Here is a 25795-nt window from a genome sequence, read left to right on the forward strand (position 1 = left end):
CGCCGCCGCTACGCGGCGGAAGACGACAACGCACCCGTGCGTTGTTCCCGGACTTCGTCCGGGTTGCCGGTCCACTCCGTGGCCCGGTCAGTCAACTTCGTTGATTGCGGCTCGGATCGCTCCGCGATCCGGGTGGCGGGCCATGAGTTGGGGGTGGTCTTGCTGGGATGTTCGGTGACGGGTCGTGAGGACCGGGGCTTCCTGCCCGTTCTCTGGTCCCTTGAGTCCCTGTCAGGAGGGTTCAGGGGCTGGCAGGGGCGGTCCTGCGCAGATGACAGACTAGCGGTTCGGAAACACTTCTACTGTCGGTGTGCGTCACTCTTAATGCCCAGCTAGATTAAGGAGTGGGAGCCGACACCCTGCCGCTGTCCCTGGGGTCGATTGTCTGTGCTTGGTTGTCGCTGAAAAATGCATGTTGCTGCACAGGGATCCGGGTCTTTTCTGGCTTGGAAATATGTCTGAAGCGGTTGAGGAGAGGAAGTTCTGGTGACGCTGAAGGAGTTGTTTCCGCATCAGGTGGAGGCGGTCGACGCGGTTCTGAGGGGCTTGCAGACGCCTGCGAGCGGGCACCTGCCGGCCGAGGGGCTGCGGACCCAGGTGATCGCCGCGACCGGCTCCGGGAAGACCCTGATCGCCGTCGCGGCCGCCGAGAAACTCGGCGCGCGGCATGTCCTGGTCCTGGTGCCGACACTGGATCTGCTGACCCAGACCGCGGCCGCATGGCGGGAAGGAGGCCGTACAGGGGCAATGGTCGGGGTCTGCTCTCTCCGGGCCGACGACTCCGACGGTGTGCCGTGCACGACCGACCCTGGCGAACTCGTCTCCTGGGTAAGGGGGCTGGAGCGGGTCACGGTGTTCGCCACGTACGCCGCCGTCGGACTCGGCATCCTCCAGAACGCCCATACAGTCGGCCTTGGTGCGTGGGACCTGATGGTCGTCGACGAGGCGCACCGCACCAGTGGGTACGCGGGTAAGCCGTGGGCCGCGGTGCACGACCAGGTGCGGATCCCGGCGACCCGCCGTTTGTACATGACCGCCACGGCCCGGATCTGGGAAGCGCCCGAGCATGCTCAGGGTGGTGAGTCGGGTGAGCCGCGGTTGATCGCGAGCATGGATCCGGGGTCGCGGGTGTTCGGGCCGGTGGCGTACAAACTGACGCTCTCACAAGCTGTGAGCCGGGGCCTGGTGGCCCCGTACCAGGTGGTGTGCGTCGACATCTCCGACCCTGAGTTCCATCAGCTGCGCGAGGAAGCCGGGTACGGGTCGGACGCCGCACGCGGGGCACGGCTCGCGGCGCTGCAGACCGGGCTCGTGACCGCGGCCGCCGAGGAGAACCTGCGGAAGGTGTTGACGTTCCACAGCCGGGTCAGTGAAGCCGAAGCCATGGCCACCGGTGTGGTGGATGCGGCCCGGAAGCTGTGGGAAGACGATCCGCGACGCTATCCGGAGCCGGAGCGGGTATGGGCCGACTGGCTGTATGGCGAACACTCGCCCGCCCACCGGCGGGCTGTGCTGGAGGAGTTCGCCTCCGACACCATCGAGAACCAGGGTCAGGCGCAGGGTCAGGCGCAACTGGTCGAGGGTGGCGTCGAGGGGCGCAGCAGGGATGGCAGGGGCGGCGGGCACGGCAGGAGTGGGCAGCGGTCGGGGAAAAGGCCGGTGCCGGCGGCGTTGCGGGTGCTGAGCTCGGTGAAGGTGCTGGGCGAGGGTGTCGATACGGCGAATTGTGATTCCGTCGCTTTCTGTGATGCGCGGGGGTCGATGATCGATATCGTGCAAATGGTCGGACGTGCCCTGAGAATCAAGCCTGGTCAAGGGAAAATTGCTTCTCTGATTGTTCCGGTATTCCTCGCTCCGGGTGAAACACCGGACGAAATGCTGACCTCGGATGCCTATGGAGCCCTGGCGAAGGTTCTCTCAGCGCTGCGGGCGCACGACACCGAAACGATCGAGCACCTGGCGGATCCTCGTGTCCGGAGTGGGAGTTGGCTCCCGGAGGGTGCCGAGGTAGGCGAGGCGGTAGCTGAGCGGGAAGTGTCGGAGGGTGAGCGGGGACCGAGCACGCCTGCGCAGGAGCTGCTGAAGTTCAGCACGCCCCGGGATCCTGCGTTGCTGGCGCGGTTCGTGAAGCTGCGGGTGATCGAGCCGGAGAACACGTTCTGGCGGCGTGGTATCCAGGCATGCGTTCGGTATGTGAAGGAGACCGGGGCAGGGCAGTTGCGGGTGCCGTACGACTACGTCACCCCTGATGACTGGGTGCCGGCCGGGTTCCCGCTGGGGACCTGGCTCGCCGACCAGCGGAAATCCCACAAAGTGGGGCGTCTGGATGCGGGGCGGGTGGAACAGCTCGATGGGCTGGGGATGGTGTGGTCCCATCAGGACGTTGCGTTCGAGGAAGGCCTCACAGCCGCCCGCGCCTGGGCGGCCGTGCACGGTCACCTGTTGCCGCCCGTCACCGCGGTCTGGGACGGATACCCGGTCGGGACCTGGACCAAGAACCAGCGATTCGCCGCCCGGACCGCGGACACGAACGCGGAACGCCGTGAGGCCGGCCTGGCTGTCGAGAGCAGTGCGGGTGCGTCGACCGAGGCACGGCGCGCAGCGCTGGACGAGATCGACCCGGGATGGTGCCCGGTATGGGACACCGGGTGGCAGCGGTGCTTCCGGCTCATCCAGAACCTCCTCCAGGACGGCGGGGCCCTGCCGGTGACGGCCGACAAAGTGATCGTGCAAGGAGAAGACCTCGGAAGGTGGGTCACCGCGCAGCGGCACGGGTGGGAACAGCTCCTGCCCGCACAGCAATGGCTCCTGGAAAACGTCCTCGGAATCGAACCCGCCGAAGAGACAGAACGGCCGGTGAAACGGACGCAGGACACCATGTGGGCCCTCAACCTCGCAGCGGCACGGCAGTACCACGCCCGGGAAGGACACCTACGCGTACCCCGCAAACACGTCGAACACCTGGAAGGAGCAGCAGAGGGGACGACGGGCCCAGCAAGCCGTCAAGCAGGCGCTGGAGAGCCTGTGACCGTACGGCTGGGCACCTGGCTCGACAACGTCCGCAAACGCGCCCACAAGCTCACCGAGCAACGCCACGCAGACCTCGATCAGCTTGGTATGCGCTGGTAGGCGAGGGCGTGCAGGAACCGTCCTTTGACCGGACGGGACTGTTCCTCGCTGTTCTGCCGGACACCCTGATACCGCACGGGCCGGTCTGGGCGCCCGGGTAACAGCTGGAGGGGTGCAGGTGCCTGATGGTGACGGGGTTGTCCGTGCCGGCGGTGTGGTGCCTGGGGCCTTTCGTGTCGCTCCTCTTACTGGGGAGATGACATCGTCGCTGATCGGCCGCGTCGCGGCCCCTACGGGATGAACGCGAAAGCCCTGCGGTCTCGCTGGCGGTAGCGTGGTCCCCGGCCCCGGGCATGAGGACCGAAGTGTGCCGGCGAACGACAAAGGCGGTGCTGAACGCGGCGGTGGGACAACCGGATGCTGGTAGCAGCTATGCACACGATTCGACGGACACTCACAGTCGGGGCACGGCTCAGTGCCATCGAGGGTTCTCGCAACAATGTGCACCACACCGCACTCTGTGAACACCCGCTCCCGAGAACTGCGCTGAAGTGCGGAAACAGCACCGCTATGAGGTCATCACACCGCACCACGGTCCCAGATGACGCGACGTCGCCATGGAATTCCGCTGATCGTTCTCACGGCATGTGTGCCAGAACCCCCTTGAAGTGAACGAAGACAGGCGGGTCATGGTCGTCTCCCCGGACGCACGGTCATCGCATCCCGGGAGACTGAGCGGTCCAGATCGAGATCGTGACTGTCTGGGTTCACCGGCCTCCGTCGGCTCCCACATGGAACCTCGTCAGCGCGAAAAGGATCACGAGGTCGAGTGCCATGACAGGGATGGCCCAGGCCGGATAGTACGGAACGAACATGAACTGCGTGATCATGCTGATCCCCGTCACCGCCACACCGGCCCCGCGACCCCAGCTCTTGTTCGTCAGGATCGCCAGCCCGGCAACGACGAGCGCCACACCGACCACGAGGTGAATCACGCCCCAGGCCGTGAGATCGAACCGGTAGACGTAACGGGTCGAGACGGCGAACAGGTTGTCCTCTGCGATACCGGACGCACCCACGAGAATGCTGAGCGGCCCGCTGAGCATCAGCAGGGCCCCGGCTACCTGGGACGCACCGTCGATCCTCGCGCCGGACCCCTTGGGCCCTGGCGGTGTCTTATTCGGCATCGCTGTCATGGCCGTAGCCTTCCTGTTCGGTGCGGCCACCGACGCACACGGCCCGTGCGAAGACAGCCACGTTCCCCTGCCAGGATCCCCGCGATTCTCCGGTACCGCCACCGCGAAGAGACCGACAGATGCCGACACGGCCGCATGCGGGAACGACGTCCCCTCGACGCGCTCGGGCAGTGAGGGCAGGCCTCTCAACAGACGATCGGACCAAGGCGACTCACACCCGGCTAGTCCGACTGCGGGTCATCGACCCCGAGCGCGCCTACTTGCGGCGCGGGGTCGAGACGGCCGGGCGGTAGCTGCGGGAGCCCGGGAACGGTGTACCGCGGGCGGGCGCACGGCCAGCCCTGGCGGACGGACGTGCCGGGTGCGCAGACCCCGGCACGCGGCTTCGAAAGCGCGGAGGTTCCCGGCGTCAGTTCGGGTGTGGTGGCACTGAAGGCGCCACCGTCAGCACACTCCAGCTCTTCGACCTCACCCTGGCCCAGCACGTCGGCCTCACCGTGAGAGACAGCTCACCGCGCCCCACTCACGCTCACCCGGGACAGGGCTGATCATCGCGGTCGTAGTGATGACCGCCGGCGCGCACGACAACCAGGTGGGCACCGCGCTGCTGTCGAAGGATCTGGGGCGTGCCGCGGGCGCATCCTCGTCCGACCGGGTGATGGTCCACGCGTGGAGAGTGTCGGCGTTGGCGCGACCGGGAAACGTAGGCCACGCTCGTCGCGAAAGGGAGGCCCCAAAACGTGGCCGTGCGCTGCTTCGGATATCCGCGCCTCGCTCGCGACGGTGTGAAGTTCCTGATGCTCGTCGGGCGGACCGCTGCCACTGCGTGCTCCAGCGGTTCGGCCCCGGCTGGGAGTCCTGGTCCGAGCGCGCGGGCGGCTGCGACGATCACCGTCACGGAGAAGGAGTACTCAATGGCCCTCTCGCAGGCCCAGGTGGCCGCGGGGACCGTCACGTTCGTCGTGGACAACGCCGGCGCCCTGGCACACGCGCTGGCCGTCTCGGGGTCGGGTGTGTCCGAATCTCATACCTCGACCATCCCTCCTGGCGGCACGGCACGACTCACTGTCAACCTCCAGCCCGGCAGCTATGAGCTGTGGTGTCCCATCGACAAGCACAAGAAACTCGGCATGGACACCCACCTCCAGGTCGGCGGGAGCGGCCCGGCGTCCCCGGCGCCCGGCAGCGCCGCGGCGAGGGCGACCGGGCAGTAGCGATGGCTCCCGAACCCATTGACCGCCGCCACACGGTCACGCGTGTGCTGCTCCAAGTGGTGACCGCGGCCGCACTGGCCGTGAACGCCTACGTCCACGCCGACCTCGCCTCTGCCTTTGACCCGATCGGACAGCAGATCAGCCAAGGAACGCTGTTCCGCCTCGAAGCCGCCGCGGCGTCCCTGGCCGCGCTGCTGGTCCTACTTCTCGGTCGCCGGCGACCCGTGTGGGTGTTCGCCTTCCTGGTGTCCGTCTCCGCCCTGGGCGCCGTGCTGCTCTACCGGTACGTGAACGTGGGCACGCTCGGTCCGCTGCCGAACATGTACGAGCCAGCCTGGTGGCCGAAGAAGACCGCCAGCGCGATCGCCGAGGCCGTCGGCGCCGTGACCTCGCTCGCTGGCTTCCTGATCACCGGCCCGCCACGCTCTGCATCCTCTCAGGCCAGCGCTCCTCGGGGCGACAAGGCTGGCGGCGTGGGCGGCTGATCGCATGCCACGCCTCGCCCCGCGCACCGAATCCCGGCAGCTCCTGGGGGTGCTGTGGCTGCTGCTGCCCCTGGCGGTGACCGGCGGCCTCATCTGGTACGGCCTGGTGCACACCCCGGAGCACCGGCGCAGCCTATTCGGGGTGCAAGGCGACGCCGTCATCCTGCTCAAGGCCCAGCTGGGCAGCGCGCTGCTAGGCCTGGCGCTGATCCAGATGCTCCTCGCGCTGTGGATGTACGGCCGACTGCCCGGCGGCAGAGAATGTGTGAAAATGTGACGTATAGGCACATTGCTGAAGACAGGTGAGAGGAGTGCATCATGATCGCCAAGCTGCTTCGCAAGCTGTTCTTCACGCGCAACTACGGTGCGTACGGGGTCCACGACTGGGGTACGTCCGCCGACAAACTGTGACCGCACTGCCGGCGGGTGCTCCCGGGCGCCCGCCGGCTCCTGGCCATGCTGCCGGCGATACGGGCCTGGACAGGTACGAGCGTCAGGGGCGATCTCATGGGCCGAATGGATGAGCCGCCACGCTTGCCCGGAGGAGGCTTCGCGGCCTGGAGCCGCGACCGGCTGGCGCTGGCGCGCCGTGGCGCTGACGAATGTGGCGACGTCTGGCAGCTGGAGCCGGGCACCTGCGTAGTCGCTACGGCCGGCCCGTGCGAAGAAGTCCTGCACCGCGTGCAGGACTTCCCCAAGCCACCCTCGCCCCTCTTCCCGCCGCTGAAGCGGGCCAACAGCGCGCTGACGCCCGAGGAGCATGCGCACGCACGCGCCGCCCGCATGCGCGGACTGCGCACGCGGGCGGTGGCGGCCCGGATCGGTGAGATCGCGCCCGGCACCGCTCGATTCGCCGACCAGTGGCCCACGGGCCGGGACGTAGAGATTCTGCCCGTAGTCCGGCACGTCCTGGCAGACATCGGCGTGCGCTACCTCTTCTCCGAGGACGCTCCCACTCTGCTGCCCTTCGCCTGGCAGCTCTTCGTGGCCCGGGAGCTGCTCGTACGCCCCTCGCGCTGGGTATGGCCGCGCTGGGTCCCCACATCGGCACGGCGGTTCCGCACACGGCAGCAAGTCGCCTTCACCGACGCTTTGCGGCCGATCGTGCGCCGCCGCCGTTCATCGGGCCGGCTCGGTGACGACGTGCTGGGACACATGCTCCGCCCCTCCCCCCGCTACGGCATCCTGTCGGAAGGGGCCATCCTCGACACCCTCCCCGGAATCACCGTCGCCACCTTCGAGACACCCTCCAGGGCAGCCGGATTGATCCTGCTCCACCTGGCCCGGTACCCCCGGGCAGCGGACCGCGTCGCGGCCGAAGCCTCCTCGCTGCCCGCGGACCCGGCCGCGACGACCAGCACCCACCTCGACAGCCTGCAATACACCCAGGCGCTGGTACGCGAGGTGCTCCGACTGCAGCCCCCCAGCTGGCTGCTGACCCGGCGCGCCACGCAACAGACTCGGCTCGCCGACTACACCATCGACGCCGGGGCCACCGTTCTCGTCTGCCCCTACACCGCCCACCGCGACGCACGGCAACACCCCGAGCCGGACCGGTTCCGGCCCGAACGCTGGCTCGACGATTCGGGCTCACTGGCGAAACCGGGGGTCTTCCTCGCCTTCGGTACCGGGCCGCACGGCTGCGAGGGAGCCGCTCTGGCCATGGCCATGCTCACGCTCCTGACCGCGCAGACCGCCCGCCGATACCACTTGAGCGAGCCGCCCGGACCGGAACCCAGCTACCAGGTCACCACCTTCGAAGGTCTCGCAACCCCCGGCCTGCACCTGCGCGCCACCGTGCGCGGCTGACGGCGGTGTGCTTCCGCTGCCAGGCCGTCTCAACCCGCGAACAGCAACGTCCGAGCGCCCTTCCACACACGCTCGGATGACCGGCTCATGGTCCGCTCATGGCGTGTCGCCGGTCGAACTCGCCGACGAGCATACCCATCATGACGAGGTCGTGATGCCGGCCGGCGAAGAAAACGTGTTCACGCAAGCGCCCCTCCTCGGTGTAGGCGAGCCGACGAAAAAGTGCCAGCGATGCCTCGTTATGGGCCAAGATCGCCGCCAGGCATTTGTGATAGCGCCGCTCGGCGAACATGAAGCGCAGCAGCACCACTGCGGCTTCTGCCGCGTAGCCCTTGCGCCGGTGGTCGGCGCCGATCGTGATATCGAGCTCGAACCAGCCGGAACGACGGCCGGTGCGATGTGAGCCGACTGCGCCGATCACCTCTCCCGCGACCGTCGTTTCGACTGCCAACCGGAAACGGTCGTCATCGCACTCGGCAACGGCCTGCTCCTTCGCCCAGACACGGTAGCTCTCGGCGGACCGAGGCAGATCCAGCCGACCCCCTCGCCGCCCGTCACCGTCGGCGAAACGCGCGAACGCCATCCAGTCGTCGGGCTCGACAGCGCGGAGGCGTACCCGCTTACCGGACCAGGACGATGTCATGCCCTAATGATCACGCTCAGCGCACGCGAGGCCGAGAGCCACGCCGAGGCAGGCGTTGCCCGCCGTGCTCTGTCTCACCACTGATCGTCGTCTTCGTCCGGAGCAGCGGGTCGCGCAGCGGGCGCAAATCCGACTGTGTCGGAGGTGTGTCGCGAACACCCAGAGACAATGAGAGAGGGCGGGAGTCAGCGAGACTGACTCCCCCCTCTTCTGTCGGCGTCCGCCCTGGCCAGCGCTTGACCTTGGGCCATCGGACTCGCCGGTATCGGTGCCGCTGTTACGCTGAAATGGCAATCCAAAAGAGCACCACTTACGTAACCAAAATGCAGCCGCAACCATGGATACGTCCCCAGTCAGGCGCCGATCGTCTTAGCCGCGATGATCAATTCTTTCCATGGAGACCCGACGAGTGCGGTGCACCCCTCACACTTCGCAGGGGTGGGTAGCGGCCGGATCATCCCTCGTTGCGCGCCGGAGTGGTGCCGGCTTGAGGGTCTGCAGCTCCCACTCCCTGTGGAGGTCGGGGTGAAAGTTGTCGTTGATCTTTCCCGATGCGAGGGGTATGCGCAGTGCGCGTTCCTGGCTCCGGAGGCGTTCCGGATGCACGGTGAGGAAGCGCTCATGTACGACCCCAACCCCGATGACGCCCAGCGCGACCAGGTGCTATGCACTGCGGCGGCCTGCCCGGTCCAGGCGATCCTGGTCGACCTGCTGGAGGCGCGGCACGCGCCGGCGGAGGCGTCGCCGTCATGACCAGTGCCGACAACCTGCGTGCGTTCAAGCGCGATGGCCGCATCGTGGTCGTCGGGGCTTCGCTGGCGGGGCTGCGGGCCGCGGAGGCTCTGCGAGACGAAGGTTTCACCGGATCGTTGACCATGATCGGTGACGAATTGGGCGAGCCCTACGACCGGCCTCCCCTGTCCAAGCAAGTACTGACCGGGTGGGTGCCGGCCGGGGGCACCACTTTGCCCCGCTTTCGTGGCATCGATGCGGAATGGCTGCTGGGCGTGCCCGCCAGCGGGCTGGACCTCGCGACGAACCACGTGCGTCTCGCTGACGGACGCGAGGTTCCCTTCGACCGGGTGCTGATCTCTACCGGGGTACGGGCCCGGCCGTGGTTCGTCGAGTCCGAGGCGGCCCTGGACGGGGTGTTCGTCGTACGTACACACGAGCAGGCCGAGAGCCTGCAGCGAGCCCTCGCCGCCGGTCCCTCCCGTGTGCTGGTCATAGGTGCGGGATTCACCGGCTCCGAGATCGCCTCCGTCTGCCGCGAGCGGGACATTCCGGTGACCGTCGCCGAACTCGCGCCGGCCCCGCTGGCCGGGGCGCTCGGCACCATGATCGGCGAGGTTGCGGCCGACATGCAGCGCGCTCACGGTGTCGACCTGCGGTGCGGTGTCAAGGTCGCCCGGCTGGAGGGTGACGCGCAAGGACGGTTTCGCCGTGCTCACTTCGACGACGGCAGTACGGTCGACGCCGATGTGGCGGTGGTGGCACTCGGGAGCATCCGCAACACCGAGTGGCTGCGGAAGTCGGGACTGGCGGCGGGCGAGTGGGGACTTACCTGTGACACGGGCTGCCGCGCCCTCGACATCAATGGCCGCGTCACAGACGACGTCTTCGCCGCGGGAGACGTGGCACGTTGCCCGAACCCCATCTACGAATACCGGCTCATCTCACTGGAGCACTGGGCCAACGCCGTGAAGCAGGCAGAGGTCGCGGCACACAACATGGTCAGTGCCCAGGCGGACCGCTGGTCCAACCTGTCCATCCCGCTGTTCTGGTCGTTCCAGTTCGGCGTCAACATCAAGTCCGTCGGCGTACCGGCCTTCGCCGACGAGGTGGTCGTCACCCAGGGATCGCTGGACGACCACCGTTTCGTCACCGCATATGGCTATCGAGGCCGCGTCACGGCTGCCGCGAGCTTCAACAACGGTAAGTGGCTGGGCCACTACCGACGGTTGATCGAGATGGCCGCACCCTTTCCGCCCCCCTGCCCCACGCCGGACCAACCGGCAGACATGAAACCGGTGCCCGTCGACTTCCCCGGCCCCGCCCTGCTCGCGCAAAGCGCCGCGGTGGTCGTCACAGGGCATGACCGGGGTGAGCGCCGCGTCACAGCCGTGCACCAACATCGGCAGGAAGAAGGCCAGACGACCACGACCGGGACGCCCGGCACGCTGCAACGGATCTTCGACTACTCCACCCGAGCCGACCCTTACCCGCTGTATGCCGAGTTGCGCAAGACGCCGGTGGCTCGGCAAGAGGACGGCAGCTACGCCATCAGCACCTATCGCGAGATCACGGACGTACTCAATGACCCGCATCTGAGTTCCGACGTGCGCAATCTGTCGCGTCCGATGCCCCCAGCCGAGGGAGGGGCCACGTCGTCGTTCATCCACATGGACTCGCCCGAGCACGATCGCCTGCGGCGTATGGCGATGCGTCACTTCGGTCCCCCGCACACCCCTGGGCTGGTGACCGGGCTTGAAGGCTTCCTGACCACCACCGTCGGCAGCCTGATCGACGATTTGGTGGGCAAGGAGCAGATCGACGTCGTCGACGATTTCGCCTTGCCGTTCCCCGTAACCGTGATCTGTCACTTGCTCGGAGTGCCACGCGAGGACGAGCCGAGGTTTCACCTCTGGGTGAACGACATCATGAACTCGATCGACTACGACCCCAAGACCGACCCGAAGGAGAAACTGGACAAGGGCGTACAGGCCCGCAAGGACTTGCGCCAGTGCCTCGGCGAGCTGGTGGAACAGCGCCACGGCCGCCCGGGAGACGACCTGCTGTCACGACTCGCCAACGACGACGGGCCCGACGGTCGGATGGGCGACGCCGAAATCGTCGCCACCGCCAGACTGCTCCTCATCGCCGGCCATGAGACCATCGTCAACCTCATCACCAACGGCATGCTGACACTGCTGCGCCACCCGCAGGTGCTGCAACGACTGCGCGACGGACCGGACCTCGTCGTGCCGCTGGTCGAGGAACTGCTCCGCTACGAGCCCCCCGTGCACATCATTCCCTGGCGGGTGGCGTACAGCGACGTCACCGTCGCCGACACCGTCATCCCCCGGGGCTCGCAGATCATGCTCATGCTGGCCTCAGGCAGCCGCGATCCGAAGCGCTTCCACGATCCGGACCGCTTCGACCCGGATCGGCATGACAACCAGCACCTGGGGTTCGGCAGCGGCATCCACCTGTGTTTCGCCGGCCCGCTGGCCCGGCGGGAAACCCAGATCGCGCTGACCGAGCTGGTACGCCGGCTCGACCGCCCCAGGCTGGTCGCCGACCCGCCGCCGTACCGGCCCAGCCCCGTTCTTCGGGGTCCGATCCATCTGGACATCGAGCAGGGTGACGGTTGACGCGGCAGCCGAAGGCAGTTGCAAGGTCGCGCCGCGGACGGCTCGCGTTTGAACTGGTGGAGCCAGGCGAAGGTCCGCTCGACGACCCATCTGGTCTTGCCCAGGCCGGATCCGTGGGTTGTGCCCTTGCGGGCGATCTTCGGTGTGATGCCGCGGGCCCGGAGGAGGCGGCGGTACTTGTCGTAGTCGTAGCCGCGGTCGGCGAACAGCCGGCCCGGCCGGTGCCTCGGCCGCCCGCGGACCCCGCGGATGCGGGGTATCGAGTCCAGCAGTGGCATCAGCTGAATGACGTCGTGCCGGTTTCCGCTGGTCAGCGAGACGGCCAAGGGAGTGCCGTGCCGATCGGTGATCAGGTGGTGCTTGCTGCCCGGACGCGCGCGGTCGACCGGCGAAGGTCTGGTGTGAGCCCCCTTTTGAGTGCCCGGACATGAGAGCCGTCGACTGCCGCGTCATTCATGTCCAGCGCAGCGAAGGTGCAGATCCGGTCCGCAAGGGCCGCCCGTGGTCTCTGGCGCTGGGTGTGCCGGGCGGGGTGGACCGGAACGGATGCTGAGCCGCCCCGGGTTCTTCGTGCGACCTGCGTCTTTGTGCCCAATCGCCGCTACACCACATGGCGGGACACGACCGTGGGCTTGAGGGCCTCAATGGGCCCGCGCCGGGGGGAGACAGCCTGTCTCCGGGAAGTGGCCGTTGACGTCCGACCAGACGCGCTCTGCGGTGACGGCACCGGTGACGCAGGCGGTTCTGCCGATCCCGATTCCGTACATGCTGCCCTGAGCGGGGCTTTCGTCTTCTGAGGTGGGCCGCTCCGTCACCTCTAGATGGGCAGGAGCGGCCAGTGGTGCAAGGGCCACCCGCACCTGGGCGGGCCGGGTCCGATGCTGACGCCGCAGGTCCTCAAGGGCCTGCGTGATGTGCCTGACCTTCTCCCGGGCTTGTTTCTCGTCCGCTGGGGCCGGACGGTCCGGGCGTCGGGCCCGGCTGTTGTCGCCGTAGAAGGGCGGCGCGTCCGGGCTGGCCGTGCCGCTGCTCAGGGTTTCGTGTTCGGAGATGTCGGACGACGTGGTGCCGTTGAGATTGGAGAAGAGATCGTCCACGTCCTTCCCGCAGCTCGTCAGAGCGAGGACGCAGAGCACCGCGACTGCGGCCGTGCTGGTACGACGGTCATGGTCCCAGTGTCCCTTCGCGGGCGCGGCGGGGGCGTGAGTACACGTGCTCAAGGTGGTTGAACCGAACCTGGTTTTTGAAGGAGTTTTTGAAGGCTCTGAGGGGTCGTCGGGCGGCCTGCCTGGTGGCCTTCAGGAAACGAAGTCTGGCGGAAGTTGTCGGTGCTCTCGCCCGAACGCCTCAGTGTCGGAGGCGGTTGAGCACCCCGATGAGAGTGGCAAGGTCGGCGGCACCGGCCGGGTCATCCGCGTAGCGGGTGGTCTGGAGTGGGCCGACCTCAGGAAGGACGATGTCCTCCCGGGCCAGAACATAGACCAAGGCCAACAGCGCGGCGCGGGCGTTGCCATCGGTGAAGGGGTGGAAAACGCCACGTCGAGGTATGCGCGGGCCGCGCGTGCCGCCAGCGGGATGTCCGGGTCGGTCGTCTCGCGCAGGCAGGAATCGAAATTGGCCTGGGTATGCGGGGTCAGGCCGTAGCGCTCGCGGCCGGCCTTCGCATAGGCGTCGCTCACGCGGAACGGTGCCCCTGTTGCAGCGAGGACTTCCCGCTGCCAACCGGCAAGCAGAGCGAAGTCCAGTGGGGTGTGGCGTGCGGCATCTTCTCGGGCCAGGGTGTGTGCGGCGAGCAGACGCTCGGCGCGAATCGGGTCGCGCCAGCGCACCGGCCCCTCGCACCAGGACCGGAACCCATCGCGGTCGGGCGGGACCCGCTGTAGGGCCGGTGCGTGTTGCCAGTCGGCCTCACGGCGCACGCCCAGCCAGACCGAAAGGCTGTCAGTAGCGGTCATGGAAATCCTCCAGAGCCGCCCTCTCACGGTGGTCCTGGTACGGGGCGTGGCCGGTGAGGCCAGCGGCCAGGTCCTCGCCGACGGATTCGATCAGCGTCCGTTCCGGGGTGACCCAGCTCTTGAACCGGCCGCCGATCGCGCTCTTCACCGCTCGCGCGGCGTCGGCTCGGTTCATGCCGGTGCTGGTGAGGAACCAGCCCAGGACAATCGAGGCCTGGCCGTGCCAGCCGCCCTCCGCGCCCGAGTCCAGCGTGTGGGTCACGAGCCGAACGCAGGCCCGTTCCAGGTGCCAACTACGGTCCTCGGGTGCGGCGTCCGGCGGCGGCGCCAATTCGGCGAAGCGCTGGGCCGTTCGCTCCAACCACTCCCGCCACTCCAACAGCGCGGATACGACACGTTCTGCGGTCTCGTCGGGGGTCGTCACCGAGCTTGGCCCGCTGACCCAGTTACCGATGGGCCCGCCGTAGCGGTAGCACCAGCTCCATCCCCAGGCCCAGGTGCCGTATCGCTCCCGGATGATCGCGTCTACCTGACTTTCACACCAGCGTTCGCCCTGCCACCAACCGGCCATACCGGAGAGCACGGGTGGCACCCACTCGCGGACCAGCGAGCGGAGGAGGGCTTCCTCGTCCTCGTCCCAGACGAACGAGTGGCAGGCAGGGTCGAACTCATCCCAGTTCCGAATGCCCTCGTAGGTGATGGGGGGCACACGGTTCTCGGGGAAGGGCAGGGTGTCACGGTTGTACGTCAGCGCTGGCCACTCTTCCTGTCCGATGTGATCGACCCATCAGTCTCGGCTCAATGCCCCCGGGACCGCGAACGGTTTTTCGGACCGCACCCGGTGCGGCCATCCGTGCAGAACCTATAGCCCGCTCTCATCGTCACCGACCGATGGTTCGCGCAGCGGCCGGCGCCCAGCCTCGGCCGGGCGGAAGAACGCGTACCGGCCGAGGATGATGCGGTCGAACTGGAGCGGCGAGAGGCGGGTGAGGAGGTGCTCGCGATGGTGCGGTCGGAGCAGGATGCGGCCTGGGCGGACGGCTTGGCCGTCGCCAGGGGGGTACGCCGCGGTGCACGGGCACTTCCTTCCTCCGACGACCGCGGTGTGGGAGGGGCATCCGATCGGTGTGTGGGCGACGTAAGGGCAGCGGCGCGTAGGGCGCGGAAGAACGAGGAGCTGCGTGCGGTCGGCCGTCCCGTCTCTTTGGCGGCCGGGGCGATGACCGAGGTGCGGCAGGAAGAGCTGGATGCGGTCGATCCGGGGTGGTGCCCGGTGTGGGGCGCCGAGTGCAACGCTGCTACCGACTGGTCCAGAATCACGTTCAGGCCGGCGGCATGCTCCCGGTGGCTGCGGGCGACGTCGTCGTGCAGGGCGAGGACCTCGGCCGGTGGGTCACGGCGCAGCGGTTGGGGTGGGAGCAGCTCCTGCCCGTACAGCCGTGGCTGTTGGAGAACACCCTCAAGGTCACACCGGCCGGGGAAGAGGAGCGGCCGGTGAAGCGGACGCAGGACACCATGTGGACCCTCAACCTGGCGGCGGCGAGGCAGTTCCACACCTGCGAAGGACACCTGAGAGTCTCCCGCAAGCACGGCGAGCACCTGGAGACCCAAGACGCCCTGTCAGGCCGTCAGGGCGGCGCTGACGGGGCGTGGTGGCCAAGCTCGGGACGTGGCTCGACAACGCCCTCAAACGCGCTGGGAAGCTCCCCGAGCAACGCCGGACAGAGCTCGATGAGCTCGGCATGCGCTGGTAGGCGACCAGGACGCAGGACCCGAGAGGGGGCCGGGATTCGATGGGGATCCGGGTCCATCTCTGGCCCAGCCGGAGACTAGCCGCCAGAGTAAGTCCACAGGCGTAACCCAGCCACCGAAGGCACCGCCGCGTATCTCGCTCTCCGCTGGCCTCACCACCGAAACCGACTACCCGAGGGGACCCAACACCTGATGTCCATATGGCCTTCGATCGTTGCCGTACTCGGTACCCTCGCTGGTGCCCTGACCGCCGGACTCCTCCAACACCGTTCGGCACGCACCGCACGCGCCGAGGAGCGTGCCGACAGCCACCGCCAGGACCAGCTCGGCGCCGTCACCGACTTCGCGGCCGCCCTGGACGCGCACCGCTCGGCAATGTTCCATCGGGAGCGTCTGACTTTGACCGAGGCAGGCACCGAGCACCAGCTGGAGGCCCAGACGAGATCCCACGACACCCGGGCGGCAATCACTGCGCCCCACATCCGTCTTCAGGTCCTGGTCCCCGAGCTGGCCGGCCCCCGCCCAGCAGGCCGCAGATGCCACGTACGCGCTGCGCAAGGCCATCGACCGGACCGAACTGGACGCCCGGCGGCATGCGGCCAAGGAAGCATCCGTCGCCTTTATCGCCACGGCCGCCACGCTGCTGAGCCCCAACAACCGCTGACTGGGGTCGTGCGAGGCGAGTCCTGCCACATCCACGGTGCGGAGAGCCCTTCCGGCTCGAGTGAAGCCGGTACTCAAGCCCCTCATCAGCGGTCCGTCGATGCCTCCGGGCCCGGTGACACCACCTCCCGGACCATCAACCGCAGCAGGGGGACGTCATGCCGGACCTGAAGGCCGGCAGCCCCATTGCGGAGCCACGAAAACGGTAACGGGGGGCGGAGGTAGTACGCAGGGCGCACGTCGGTGGCCCGTCCTTGTGCGCCTGACGTACCGGCAGTTCGTGCCGCACGGCGATGCGCGCGGGCGGGGCGCGCTGGAAGGCTCGACCTGACCGACCCGGACGCTCTCCGGACCGGCCGTGTTCATCACCGTCAGGAGAAGCACCATGATCACCCCCGGCACCGCCGTACGGCACACCCCGGCAGTAGGACTCGTCCTCGCCGCCAGCCTCACCACCGGCCTGGCCACCCCACCCGCCGCCACCGCCGCGGCCGCCGACGCGGCCCCCGCGGCCGGGCTCGGCCGCTATTACCAGCAGCGCCCCCATTGGCACCGCTGCGCCCAGGGTGCGGACGACGAGACGGGCCGTGCCCTCGACACCGCGGGCGCACGCTGCGCGGACGTGACCGTGCCGCTCGACTACGGCAAGCCCCACGGCCGGACCATCACCGTCGCCATATCCCGCCTGAAGTGGGCCACCGACACCCGTCACCGGATCGGCTCCCTCCTGATCAACCCCGGAGGTCCGGGCGGCCCGGGCCTCATCACGGGGCTCGCCGTGCGCCCCGTGATGAAGAAGACCGGTGCCCGCTACGACCTGATCGGCATGGACCCGCGCTTCACCGGCCGCAGCACCCCCCTGGACTGCGGCCTGCCCTCCGGCCCCGGCCTGCTCTCGGCAGGCCCCGACCGGGCCGGCTTCGACCGCCAGACGGCCCGCGCCAGAAGCGTCGCGGAGCAGTGCCGGGCCACCAACGGCCCGCTCCTGCCGCACGTCACGACCCGCAACACCGCCGCCTGCCCGCCCGCGACCGCACCTGCGCCAAGTAGCCCGGCAGCCGCACCACGAGCCCTCGGCCCGGACGTCCCCCGGCGCCCGGGCCGAGCGTCCCGATTCCTTCATGCGGGCGAAGGTGTGCTCGACTCGGGCGCGGACTTTGCGGTGGGAGGAGTTGTGGGCTTCTTTCCAGGCCGGTAGCTCGGTCTGGCCGGGTTCTCGGCGGTGCGGGATGATCAGACCGGTGCCGCAGTAGCCACCGTCGGCGATTACGGTGGTCTTGCCGACCGAGCTCTTGGCTCCGGACAGTTCCCATGCCTTGCAGTTATTGCGGTTGCTGGGCACAGGCCGGCCGACGGAGACGACAAGGCGTGAGTCGGCATCGATGACGACCTGGTGGTTGGTCGAGTAGCGGTAGTTCTAATAGGCCATTGGTGGCCCCAAGCGCGTGAGTGCAAGGGGTGCCATGCGAAGCAGATGCCTCGATCCCCGTGGTCAGACCGGCACCGCCTCGCTCCCTCGCCCTGCCGGGCGGAGACCTTCGGTAGTTCCGGGACCTTGATCTCTTGTCTAAGACCGGTCCCGCCTGGCAGGAGCGTGGGCCTCACAGGTTTCATGTCCCCAGCCCGCCGGCAGGGGCCGACCTCTCAGCGTTTCGCGAGCCCGAGAGCTCTCCAACAGACCGAGGTCCCTGCCGGTCGCTGGAGACACGAACGGCGCATGAGATGGCGTGCCCCGAGCACTTCTATTAGAGCGCCGCGTGCTCCGCACGGACTGGACCGGCAAGTCGATGTGGAGGTTACGAAGTTGAGCAAGGTCTTTTGCGGAATCGACTGGGCGGAAGGACACCACGACATAGCCCTCGTCGACCAAGATGGCGCCCAGGTGGCCAAGCTTCGGATCAGCGATGACAGCGCCGGATTCCACGCGCTGACGGAACTACTTGCACGACACGGTGACACCGCCGACTTCCCGATTCCGGTCGCCATCGAGACCCCGCGCGGCTTGCTGGTCGCCAGCCTGCGGGCCACCGGCCGCCAGATCTATGCCATCAATCCACTTGCCGCGGCCCGCTACCGCGATCGTGGCAGCGTCTCCCGCGCCAAGTCCGATGCAGCCGACGCTCGGGTCTTGGCCAACATCCTCCGGACCGACCGGCATGCTCACCGTCCTCTGCCCGCGGACAGCGAGGCCGGGCAGGCTGTCGCGGCCCTCGCCCGTGCTCACCAGGACGCGGTCTGGGACCGGCAGCAGATGATCAACCGGCTCCGCTCCCACCTGCGTGAGTATTACCCGGCAGCCCTCGCAGCCTTCCACGGCCCGGGTAAGCCCGGCCTCGACTCACCTCGCGCTCGCCTGATCCTCGCTGCCGTACCCACGCCGGCTGAAGCCGCCAAGCTCACCCGCAGCCAGCTGCGAGCGCTGCTCAAGCGCGCCGCCCGCCCGCGCTGCGGAATCGACACCGAGGTCGAGCGGCTCCGGGACATCTTCCGCGCGGAGAGTCTCCGTCAGCTACCCCAGGTCGAGCTGGCTTTGGGACACCAAACAGCAGCACTCGTCCAGCAGCTCGATGCCGCCTGCAACAGTGTCGCCCAACTCGCGACAGCGACGGAGGCAGCATTCCTCACGCACCCGGATGCTGACATCATCACCAGCTTCCCCGGTCTGTCCGTACTGTCCGGAGCACGCGTCCTCGCCGAAATCGGTGATGACCGCGAACGCTTCGCGGACGCCAGAGCCGTGAAGGCATACGCTGGCGCGGCTCCCGTCACTCGGGCCTCAGGTCGCAGTCACGTCGTCGTAGCTCGAACCGTGAAGAACCAGCGGCTGGCCGCCGCCGGATACATGTGGGCCTTCGCTGCCCTCCGCACCGAGGCCCCACGTGTCCACTACGACCGACGACGAGCGGGCGGGGAACGCCACACAGCCGCGCTGAGGAACCTCTTCAACAAGTTGCTCGGCTGCCTCTATCACTGCCTTCAGAACCGGGTGCACTACGAGCCCGATCGCGCCTTCGCGTCGCCTCTGAACCTTGCCGCCTAGCACCAACTTGACCCACCAGCGACATGAGATGTCTTGGACTGCTCCGCCATGCTGTGGTCCCGTGTCGGTACCAGGGTGCCGTCCACGATCAGCACTGTGCCCTGGCGAAACCGCTTCCGCTGGTGCAGCGCGATCAGCGGCCCGGTGTGGTCGACGATCCGATCTGCTGCCGACTTGGATACCCCGAACAACGGGGCAAGTTGGCGCAAAGTCAGGTTGGTGCGCCAGTATGCCGCGACAAGCAGTATCCGGTCCTCCAGCGGCAGTGCCCAGGGCGGCCGGGCCGAACCGCATCGGCTCCCTCCCGCCGCAGCTGAGTGAGCAGCTTCCCGAAGGCTCGCGGGCTCAGCCCAGTGAACGGGGCTGACCGCGCCCCGGGCGGCCGGGCTTCTCCCGGTCCGGTCAGATACCCCATTCCACCGGGTAATTGGCCCAACTTTCCGGTGCTGGAATGGCCTGCTCAGTGGAGCACTTCGGACCGTAGAGTCGCGATCATGACTGAGGAAACCACCACCGCCACCACGCTCCAGGCGGTGCTGACCCGCCACGCGGACGCTGAGACCTGCGCCGACCCGAGCAGTGTGATGACCCTGCTGGCCGACTCGGACGCAGCTGGCGCCGGCGGCTTCACGAGCTACCGATCCACCTTCAGCAAGGGGGCCGTTGGGGCACCGGCTCACTTCCACACCAGGGCGACGGAGCTGTTCTTCGTGATCAGCGGGTCCCTGCAGGTGCTGGTGGGAGACGAGGTCACCGTCCTGAACACAGGCGATTTCCTGGCGGTGCCGCCGCACACCCCTCATGCCTTCGCGGCGGCGCCCGGCGCCGAGGCCGACGTCCTGTTCGTTTTCACCCCGGGCATGGGCCGGTTCGACTATCTGCGCCTGCTCGGCCGGGTGATGCGCGGTGAGGCCGACCCGAAGGAGATCGCCGATTCCGCGGAACGCTTCGACAACCACTACGTCGACAGCCCGGTATGGCGTGCCGCTCTGGAGCGCTCGGTGTGATCGACTCCACGAGCCACATCCGCGTGGCCCGCCCCTCGCGGGACCTCGCCTCCACAGAACGCTTCTACATAGGCGCGGCCTGGCCATGCGAACAGACAAGCTCGCCATCGCCTACCAGGCGGGCCTCCACCTGGAGAGGCGGACTCCGGGTGTGCGGACCCGTCGGCCGCCCCCACGCCCTGCCGTACAAGGCCGCCCCGACCAGGAAACCCACCGCGAGGAAGACCTTCCACGAAGGAGCGTCGGCGCAGAAGACCGCGGCCGCGGCGCAGCGTGTCCTGAACGGGCGCCTGGGTGGACGGTTGGCCCGGGGAGTTGTTCGGGTTGACGGACCTGGTGCCTTCCTGTCTCGCGACGAAGAATCGTGCGGCTCTGCAGGAACTCCCGCGGGGTAGCCAGCGTCTTAAGTGATTATGAGGGAACGCGGTGAAGTACTGAGTGGTACCGGGGTGGCGCTGGCCGGTGGATTCGTCGGGCTGCTGGGATGGGCCGCGGATGCCGAACTCCGGGCGCGCGCCGGATTCGAAGCAGGGCCGGACTGGAGCGTGCTGTACGCGGAGCTTCCGCTGACTGTTCTCGTCGGAGTGGTAGCCGCTCTGTCAGCGTGGTTGCTGCCCCGACGATGGATGATCGGACCACCCGTTGTCGGGTATGCAGGCCGCGTCACGCTCGTCGCCGTAGTGCTGGCCGGATTCTGGCTGGCCGTCCAAGGCTGGTACGCAGGACTGCCCGAGTCAGTACCGGACCACAAGCCCTAGCCTCGCGCTTCATGCGCTGGTTCATGCACCAGGTCGATGAAGAGATCCGTACCTCCCGGACCTGGATGCGGCTGAGACCGGAGCTCGTCGAGATCGTCTACCAACTCCGTCAGGAGCACATGGGCGTCATCAACGCTGACCACTTTCCTCAGGTTCTGACGGAGTTGCGCACCACGGTTCCCGAGGCAGACCTCCCTGCTGTTCTAGAGGCCGCCTTCGCGCGGAATCCTGATGGCACCACCAAAGATCACCGCAAGCGCCCCAATTTGCAGATGGTCAAGGAGACAGGCCCTAGCCGCCGCGGTATCCCGCCGCCCCGGTACGTGAAAGACACGGCGCGGAGCAGCTGCGGATGCCGCACGGCCCCGTCATCCCCGGGTCGGCTGCGAAGGCGATGTCGACGGCCGGGATGGAGGGGTCCTGGTCGCCGCCGGTGACGCTGTCGTAGTCCAGGACCAGGAGGTGGCGGACCTGGTTGCGGGTCTGGACGGTGATGGTGTCCTCGCGGCGCCCCTCGCGGGTGTGAACCCGCCCCTGTTCTTCCCGAGGTCGATCGGCGCGCTGAAGGCGCAGCGCGGCCGACGGGCGGCCGGTCGTCTACTGGCGGCCCGGCTGCACGCACTGCATGCGCCTGCGCGTCCGGCTGGGGTTGAGCGCCCGCCAGGCACTCTGGGTCGATATCTGGCGCCCCGGAGGGGGCCGCGGCGGTGCGGGCGGTCAACGACGGCAACGAGACGGTGCCGACCGTCGTCGTGGCGGGCCGCCGCACACCAACCCCGATCCCGCGCGGGTGCGCCGACAGCTGTCCCATTCCGCTTGAGACATCGACCGGGTGACGAGGCCTACGACGCGCTGGGGGTTGGGTAACGTGCGGATACCGAGGAACACGCGGACGACACCGGGTCGGGACACCACCGAGGAGCCGTCCCGGCGCATCCGACGGGCCGGAGTGTGCGCGGGCACCGTGACAGCGCTCTTCGCAGCCGTGACCGCCGCCGCGCGCCTGGCCGAGGTCGCACCGCCGTGGTGGGTCCTGGCACCCGCCGCCGTACTGGTGGCGGCACTCGGGGGCCGAGCCGGTGCACGGCTGGGCCGGGAGGACGCCACGCGCGCCGAGACCCTGGAGCCGGGGGAAATCGTGATCGGCACATACACGGTTCGCCCGCCGTACGCGGACCACGGCCCGCCGCCGCCCTACGAGAGCCCGCAGTACCAACTCCGCCTCACCACACGGGGGATGCAGATGTGGGAACGCGCCGTCCTGCTGTGGAACCACCCGTGGCCGGAACTGCGCGTCGTGGCGGACGGCCCCCGCCTCCGCGTCCACCACGAGGGCCGCGAGGCCGGCGTGATGCTGCTCGAACCCGCCGGAGCCGTGCAGGAGGTGCTGACCATCGGCAGGCGCTACGGGGCCGGGTGACGCTCCAGCACGGAGTCGTCCCGGGCGGCCTCGCAGACCACGGTGTACGAGGCCGCCCGGACGGGGCCGGGGTGAGGGCCACATGGGGTCCTCACGGCGTTGTCACGTTGTTGGGTGTGTGGGTGTCTGATGGTGCGTCGAGGTGTGGTGGGGCCGGGTGCCGGCCTGGGCTCAGGCCGCGGTAAGTCGGCCGGTGACGCCGGTGATTTGCTCCCAGGTGGTGAAGCGGATGGTCATTTCGGCTCGGTGTTCGGATGCGGTCATCAGGTGGCGTCGGGGCCGGAAGTGGGGTGAGATGCCGCTGAACGCGGACAGGAACCGCTGGGCCCCGCCCACGCTGCGGAAGCCCTTCATGGCCCGTTCGCGTTGCTCGTCGGCTGGTGGCTGTTCTCGGCCCGGTTGTTCAATCCCTTGTGGGAGCGGTGCTCCACCGAGGGCATGACCTCGCGGTGGGCGGCGCCGTAGGAACGCAGCTTGTCGGTGACGACCACTCGCGGCACCCCGCCCGTCGGCGACATCAGCCTGCGGAAGAAGCGCCTGGCCGCGGCCGTGTCCCGCCGGTTCTGCACCAGGATGTCCACATTGCCGTCCTGGTCGACCACCCGCCACAGATACTTCTGCTCACCGTTGATCTTGATGAAGACCTCGTCCAGATGCCCCTTGCCCCCCGGCCGTGGCTGTCGGCGGCGCAGCGCGCTGGCGTACGCCTGCCCGAACTTCAGACACCAGCGGCGCACGGTCTCGTGGGACACGATGACACCGCGCTCGAGCATCAGCTCCTCGACTTCACGGAAACTGAGCGGGAACCGGAAGTACAGCCACACACCGTGCACGATGACCTCGACCGGGTACCGGTGCCCCCTGTACGACGGCGACACGCCCCCCACGGACGATCCCCCTCCACCATGATCAACCCGAGGATCCTCCCACGCCACCCGCCAACGTGACAGCGCCCCGGGCGAAGTCCCCCGCAGCAGAGCAGCAGGGCTGCTTGCACCCATCCTCACCAGGAGCAGCAGGACGTTGCGGGCGGAGCAGCGATGGTGCTGCACCGGCTGGTGACGACCGTCGGCGGCCGGGCCCTGGCGGGAGCGGCTTTGCACCCCAATGTAGGTAAGTACTTGTAGTACCTACCTGCGGGTTGAGTTTCCTTCCCCCTGAGAGCAGAGCTCGGGCCGGAAGCAGCGAGGGTGCAGCGCCGAAATGGGAAGGCATGGCGACGCAATCGTGAAGCCGTTGCCGAGGATCAGGTGCTCCTCTGCCCGCTCGAACCGCTGTACGCCGCCGTGAGCGGCTCTGGGGCCCTTGATTGCCCTCGGGAGCCCTGAGGGTGTCAGAACGCCGCAGACAGCCGCGCAGCGCCGGGAAGGATCATGCGTGCGGGATGCGAACGTGGCGTTGCTGAAGGTGAGAGCGGGTCGTGGGTGCCCGCTCCGCGAGCTTCGCTCTGCGGGACCAGGCAGGGGCGTTCGGACCCATCGCCTCGACACCGACGGCCTGCGGCTGCTTGCCGACGTTGACGAATTCACCGCGCTCGCAGCCTTCCTGCTCGCCCAGCCGTGATCAGTTTTGCTGTGAACGACCCAGTTCGGACAGATCGCTGTAGAGGCGGTTCAGCGCGTACGCGCCCAGGCCGAGGCCCTGGTCGATTCGGCGTCGTGCGGCTGGGTTTCGGTAGTGAGGTTCTAGCAGCAGGAAGAAGTCCTCTGCGTGTTGTTCGTCGATTTCGGAGTGAAGGCCGTAGTGCATCAGGTCGGCTTGAGCGACCCAACCGCGGTTCACAGCCGCATTGCCCGTGATGGCCGATACCGAGGCGAATGCGTACTCGATCGCGCCCATGCAGCCAATTCCTACCTGCGGGTCCTCCCACGTACACACCGCACTGAGAACGCTGTTGTACGCGTGGACGGCCGGCATCATCTTCAGGCCGTTCAGCCGTACGGTGTCACTGCCGATGCTGGCCAGAAATCCGCGGAAGGTCTCGTGATGGAATTCCTGAGGGCGGAATCCGCCGTGTTCTTCCACGACATTGCCCAGGATGCCGATGCGATCCGCGGGGTGCTCGATCCGGGACACCAGCGCAGCCATCGGACGGGCGAAGTAGGTGACGGCGAAACCTAGTTTCTCCTGGCTTGTGCGGAAGTTCTCCAACGACATGCTTCCGTCTACCAGCGTTCGGAAGTACGGATTGTTCAGGACACCGGTCTCGGCCACGATGTGCTTGGCGTGCGCTGTCACCAGCGGGGCCTTGGTTGTCTGCAGATGGGTGGTCACAGTCGCTTCTCCTGGCGTGTTGTTCCTGAGCGCGGCTCGATGCGGGACCGGCGGAGCCCCTCCGATCGCCGGTGCCGAGTGGAATGAGCACCCGACGGCGGACGAGAGGACGCTGTCCGGTTCTCTCGGCTCAGGAACGCAGGGCTCCCAGGAGGCGGTGACCTCGGTCGTTCGGATCAGTACTGCTGTGGAACACGCGAATGGCCGCTCTCAGCTCGTCAGTTGAGATGGAGCCGGAGCTGTCGGTGTCGATGTCGGCGAACGAAACGTCGGTGTCTTCGTCGCTCAGCGCGAAAGAGGACTGAAACAGGCGCTTGAACTCGGACTTGTCGAGTTCGCCGTCTCCGTCGACGTCGGCGGTGGCCACGAAGACCTTGGCGGACGGCGTGACAATCCGCGCGTAATCATCCGGCTTGTCCCCCAGGCTGACAAACCCGGCCAGGAGTTCTTCGCGTGATACGACGCCGTCCCCGTCTGTGTCCATAGGGACAAACAATCTCTTCCAGTACTCCAGAAGGGATCTCTGCAGCGCGCTGGCGGGGACGATTCCTGGCGTGAGCTTGAATTCCCGCGTCGTGCGACCCACCCAGGCGTACACGTCGGTTTCGCTGACCCACCCATCACGCTCGCGATGGAACACGTTGCAGTAATGCTGGGCCTTGCTGTAGATAATGGATTTTTCCGGCATGCGAAAACCTCGAATTTTCTTGTGCGGTGGGCGAATCGAATACCCACCGCAACCCGGTCCACGAGCAATGACTCGTGAGCTCAGGGTGGCAGCGTTTCCCTTCCCGGGCGCCGGCACCAAAGCTTCACCACTCATTCGAGTGAGTAATTCGACCTGGCAGTTTCAGGTTCAAGGGCGTGGCGCCGGCGCGACCGCGATCCGGCGATGGATGTCCTCAAGCAGGTTCCGCATCGCTGTGCGGAAGATTTCAGTGTGGTGGGCACCGAGGAAAGAGGTATGCCGGAACACTTCAAGGGCGACGAGGCCATGCAGGTGTCCCCACGCGATCAGCAGGAGCGCGGTCACTGGGGGCGGCAGACATCCCAGGCCGTAATGCGGCAGCTGGTCCAGATAGGCCCCTGGATGCAGGCGGTCCACTGGGTCGCTGGGTCCGGGCTGTGCCGGCCGC

At 67.8% G+C, this 25795-nt stretch carries 20 protein-coding genes and 6 pseudogenes; 14 read left to right on the forward strand and 12 right to left on the reverse strand.

Annotated features, from left to right (window positions below; genetic code table 11):
* Nucleotides 1–486 precede the first annotated feature (486 nt).
* On the forward strand, nucleotides 487–3129 hold the full coding sequence (locus OG842_RS00005; protein WP_266726416.1) for a DEAD/DEAH box helicase: 2643 nt from the start codon (nucleotides 487–489) through the stop codon (nucleotides 3127–3129).
* A gap of 707 nt (nucleotides 3130–3836) precedes the next feature.
* Here OG842_RS00005 and OG842_RS00010 read toward each other — a convergent pair.
* Nucleotides 3837–4265, reverse strand: a complete 429-nt coding sequence (locus tag OG842_RS00010; RefSeq protein ID WP_443063943.1) for a DUF7144 family membrane protein — start codon at nucleotides 4263–4265, stop codon at nucleotides 3837–3839.
* Nucleotides 4266–5062: 797 nt separating this feature from the next.
* Here OG842_RS00010 and OG842_RS00015 point away from each other — a divergent pair.
* The 4 genes from OG842_RS00015 to OG842_RS00030 all read left to right on the forward strand — a co-directional run bounded on the left by OG842_RS00015 (nucleotide 5063) and on the right by OG842_RS00030 (nucleotide 7773).
* Nucleotides 5063–5479, forward strand: coding sequence for a cupredoxin domain-containing protein (locus OG842_RS00015; RefSeq protein ID WP_266733351.1), 417 nt, complete (start codon nucleotides 5063–5065; stop codon nucleotides 5477–5479).
* Between the two features lie 44 nt (nucleotides 5480–5523).
* On the forward strand, nucleotides 5524–5964 hold the full coding sequence (locus OG842_RS00020) for a hypothetical protein (RefSeq protein WP_266726418.1): 441 nt from the start codon (nucleotides 5524–5526) through the stop codon (nucleotides 5962–5964).
* 4 nt (nucleotides 5965–5968) lie between these two features.
* A complete protein-coding gene (locus tag OG842_RS00025) occupies nucleotides 5969–6241 on the forward strand; it encodes a DUF6529 family protein (protein WP_266726420.1) in 273 nt (90 codons plus the stop codon).
* A gap of 257 nt (nucleotides 6242–6498) precedes the next feature.
* Nucleotides 6499–7773, forward strand: coding sequence for a cytochrome P450 (locus OG842_RS00030; protein ID WP_266726422.1), 1275 nt, complete (start codon nucleotides 6499–6501; stop codon nucleotides 7771–7773).
* Nucleotides 7774–7858: 85 nt separating this feature from the next.
* Here the strand turns inward: OG842_RS00030 and OG842_RS00035 are convergent, their stop codons facing one another.
* Entirely contained in the window at nucleotides 7859–8416 is a 558-nt protein-coding gene (locus tag OG842_RS00035; protein WP_266726424.1) for a GNAT family N-acetyltransferase, read from the reverse strand.
* Between the two features lie 525 nt (nucleotides 8417–8941).
* Between OG842_RS00035 and OG842_RS00040 the strand changes: the two genes are divergently transcribed.
* The 3 genes and pseudogenes from OG842_RS00040 to OG842_RS00050 all read left to right on the forward strand — a co-directional run bounded on the left by OG842_RS00040 (nucleotide 8942) and on the right by OG842_RS00050 (nucleotide 11790).
* Entirely contained in the window at nucleotides 8942–9169 is a 228-nt protein-coding gene (locus OG842_RS00040; RefSeq protein ID WP_266726426.1) for a ferredoxin, read from the forward strand.
* Nucleotides 9166–10536, forward strand: a pseudogene (locus tag OG842_RS00045) (NAD(P)/FAD-dependent oxidoreductase); the annotation flags it as partial. The gene OG842_RS00040 and the pseudogene OG842_RS00045, both read left to right, overlap by 4 nt.
* A gap of 132 nt (nucleotides 10537–10668) precedes the next feature.
* Complete coding sequence (locus OG842_RS00050) at nucleotides 10669–11790, forward strand: cytochrome P450 (RefSeq protein ID WP_353962598.1); 1122 nt, start codon at nucleotides 10669–10671, stop codon at nucleotides 11788–11790.
* A gap of 44 nt (nucleotides 11791–11834) precedes the next feature.
* On the opposite strand, the pseudogene OG842_RS00055 reads toward OG842_RS00050, so the two are convergent.
* From OG842_RS00055 to OG842_RS00070, 4 genes and pseudogenes are all read right to left on the reverse strand, one after another.
* Nucleotides 11835–12253: pseudogene (locus OG842_RS00055) on the reverse strand (IS5 family transposase); the annotation flags it as partial.
* A gap of 178 nt (nucleotides 12254–12431) precedes the next feature.
* Nucleotides 12432–13010 (reverse strand): hypothetical protein, encoded by a 579-nt coding sequence (locus OG842_RS00060; protein ID WP_266726428.1) that lies wholly within the window; start codon nucleotides 13008–13010, stop codon nucleotides 12432–12434.
* A 78-nt stretch (nucleotides 13011–13088) separates the two neighbouring features.
* A complete protein-coding gene (locus OG842_RS00065) occupies nucleotides 13089–13745 on the reverse strand; it encodes a hypothetical protein (protein WP_266726430.1) in 657 nt (218 codons plus the stop codon).
* Complete coding sequence (locus OG842_RS00070) at nucleotides 13732–14454, reverse strand: hypothetical protein (protein WP_266726431.1); 723 nt, start codon at nucleotides 14452–14454, stop codon at nucleotides 13732–13734. Before OG842_RS00070 ends, OG842_RS00065 begins: the two co-directional genes overlap by 14 nt.
* A 2091-nt stretch (nucleotides 14455–16545) precedes the next feature.
* On the opposite strand from OG842_RS00070, the gene OG842_RS00075 reads away from it, so the two are divergent.
* Entirely contained in the window at nucleotides 16546–17358 is an 813-nt protein-coding gene (locus OG842_RS00075; RefSeq protein WP_443063944.1) for a hypothetical protein, read from the forward strand.
* Here the strand turns inward: OG842_RS00075 and OG842_RS00080 are convergent.
* Nucleotides 17245–17577: pseudogene (locus tag OG842_RS00080) on the reverse strand (transposase); the annotation flags it as partial. The gene OG842_RS00075 and the pseudogene OG842_RS00080 sit on opposite strands and share 114 nt — an antisense overlap.
* A 387-nt stretch (nucleotides 17578–17964) precedes the next feature.
* On the opposite strand from OG842_RS00080, the gene OG842_RS00085 reads away from it, so the two are divergent.
* Nucleotides 17965–19200, forward strand: a complete 1236-nt coding sequence (locus OG842_RS00085) for an IS110 family transposase (RefSeq protein ID WP_266726433.1) — start codon at nucleotides 17965–17967, stop codon at nucleotides 19198–19200.
* A gap of 32 nt (nucleotides 19201–19232) precedes the next feature.
* Here OG842_RS00085 and OG842_RS00090 read toward each other — a convergent pair.
* Nucleotides 19233–19615 (reverse strand): annotated as a pseudogene (locus OG842_RS00090) (helix-turn-helix domain-containing protein); the annotation flags it as partial.
* A 79-nt stretch (nucleotides 19616–19694) separates the two neighbouring features.
* Between OG842_RS00090 and OG842_RS00095 the strand changes: the two are divergent.
* The 4 genes and pseudogenes from OG842_RS00095 to OG842_RS00115 all read left to right on the forward strand — a co-directional run bounded on the left by OG842_RS00095 (nucleotide 19695) and on the right by OG842_RS00115 (nucleotide 22385).
* Nucleotides 19695–20207 carry a cupin domain-containing protein gene (locus OG842_RS00095; RefSeq protein ID WP_266726435.1) on the forward strand — a complete coding sequence of 171 codons (513 nt, stop codon included), beginning with the start codon at nucleotides 19695–19697 and terminating at the stop codon, nucleotides 20205–20207.
* 413 nt (nucleotides 20208–20620) lie between these two features.
* The gene (locus OG842_RS00100) at nucleotides 20621–20965 is read left to right on the forward strand and encodes a hypothetical protein (RefSeq protein ID WP_266726437.1); all 345 of its coding nucleotides are present in this window, start codon (nucleotides 20621–20623) and stop codon (nucleotides 20963–20965) included.
* 462 nt (nucleotides 20966–21427) lie between these two features.
* Nucleotides 21428–21785 (forward strand): annotated as a pseudogene (locus OG842_RS00110) (glutaredoxin domain-containing protein).
* A 144-nt stretch (nucleotides 21786–21929) separates the two neighbouring features.
* Nucleotides 21930–22385 carry a hypothetical protein gene (locus tag OG842_RS00115; RefSeq protein ID WP_266726439.1) on the forward strand — a complete coding sequence of 152 codons (456 nt, stop codon included), beginning with the start codon at nucleotides 21930–21932 and terminating at the stop codon, nucleotides 22383–22385.
* 171 nt (nucleotides 22386–22556) lie between these two features.
* Here OG842_RS00115 and OG842_RS00120 read toward each other — a convergent pair.
* The 4 genes and pseudogenes from OG842_RS00120 to OG842_RS00135 all read right to left on the reverse strand — a co-directional run bounded on the left by OG842_RS00120 (nucleotide 22557) and on the right by OG842_RS00135 (nucleotide 25764).
* Nucleotides 22557–23272, reverse strand: a pseudogene (locus OG842_RS00120) (IS6 family transposase).
* 676 nt (nucleotides 23273–23948) lie between these two features.
* Nucleotides 23949–24659 carry a TenA family transcriptional regulator gene (locus OG842_RS00125; RefSeq protein WP_266726441.1) on the reverse strand — a complete coding sequence of 237 codons (711 nt, stop codon included), beginning with the start codon at nucleotides 24657–24659 and terminating at the stop codon, nucleotides 23949–23951.
* 130 nt (nucleotides 24660–24789) lie between these two features.
* The gene (locus OG842_RS00130; RefSeq protein WP_266726443.1) at nucleotides 24790–25347 is read right to left on the reverse strand and encodes an EF-hand domain-containing protein; all 558 of its coding nucleotides are present in this window, start codon (nucleotides 25345–25347) and stop codon (nucleotides 24790–24792) included.
* A 168-nt stretch (nucleotides 25348–25515) separates the two neighbouring features.
* Nucleotides 25516–25764: a hypothetical protein gene (locus OG842_RS00135; RefSeq protein ID WP_443063945.1), complete on the reverse strand. Its 249-nt coding sequence runs from the start codon at nucleotides 25762–25764 to the stop codon at nucleotides 25516–25518.
* Nucleotides 25765–25795: the final 31 nt, after the last annotated feature.

Origin of the sequence: Streptomyces sp. NBC_00376, from assembly GCF_036077095.1 — a bacterium.
Lineage (GTDB): Bacteria > Actinomycetota > Actinomycetes > Streptomycetales > Streptomycetaceae > Streptomyces.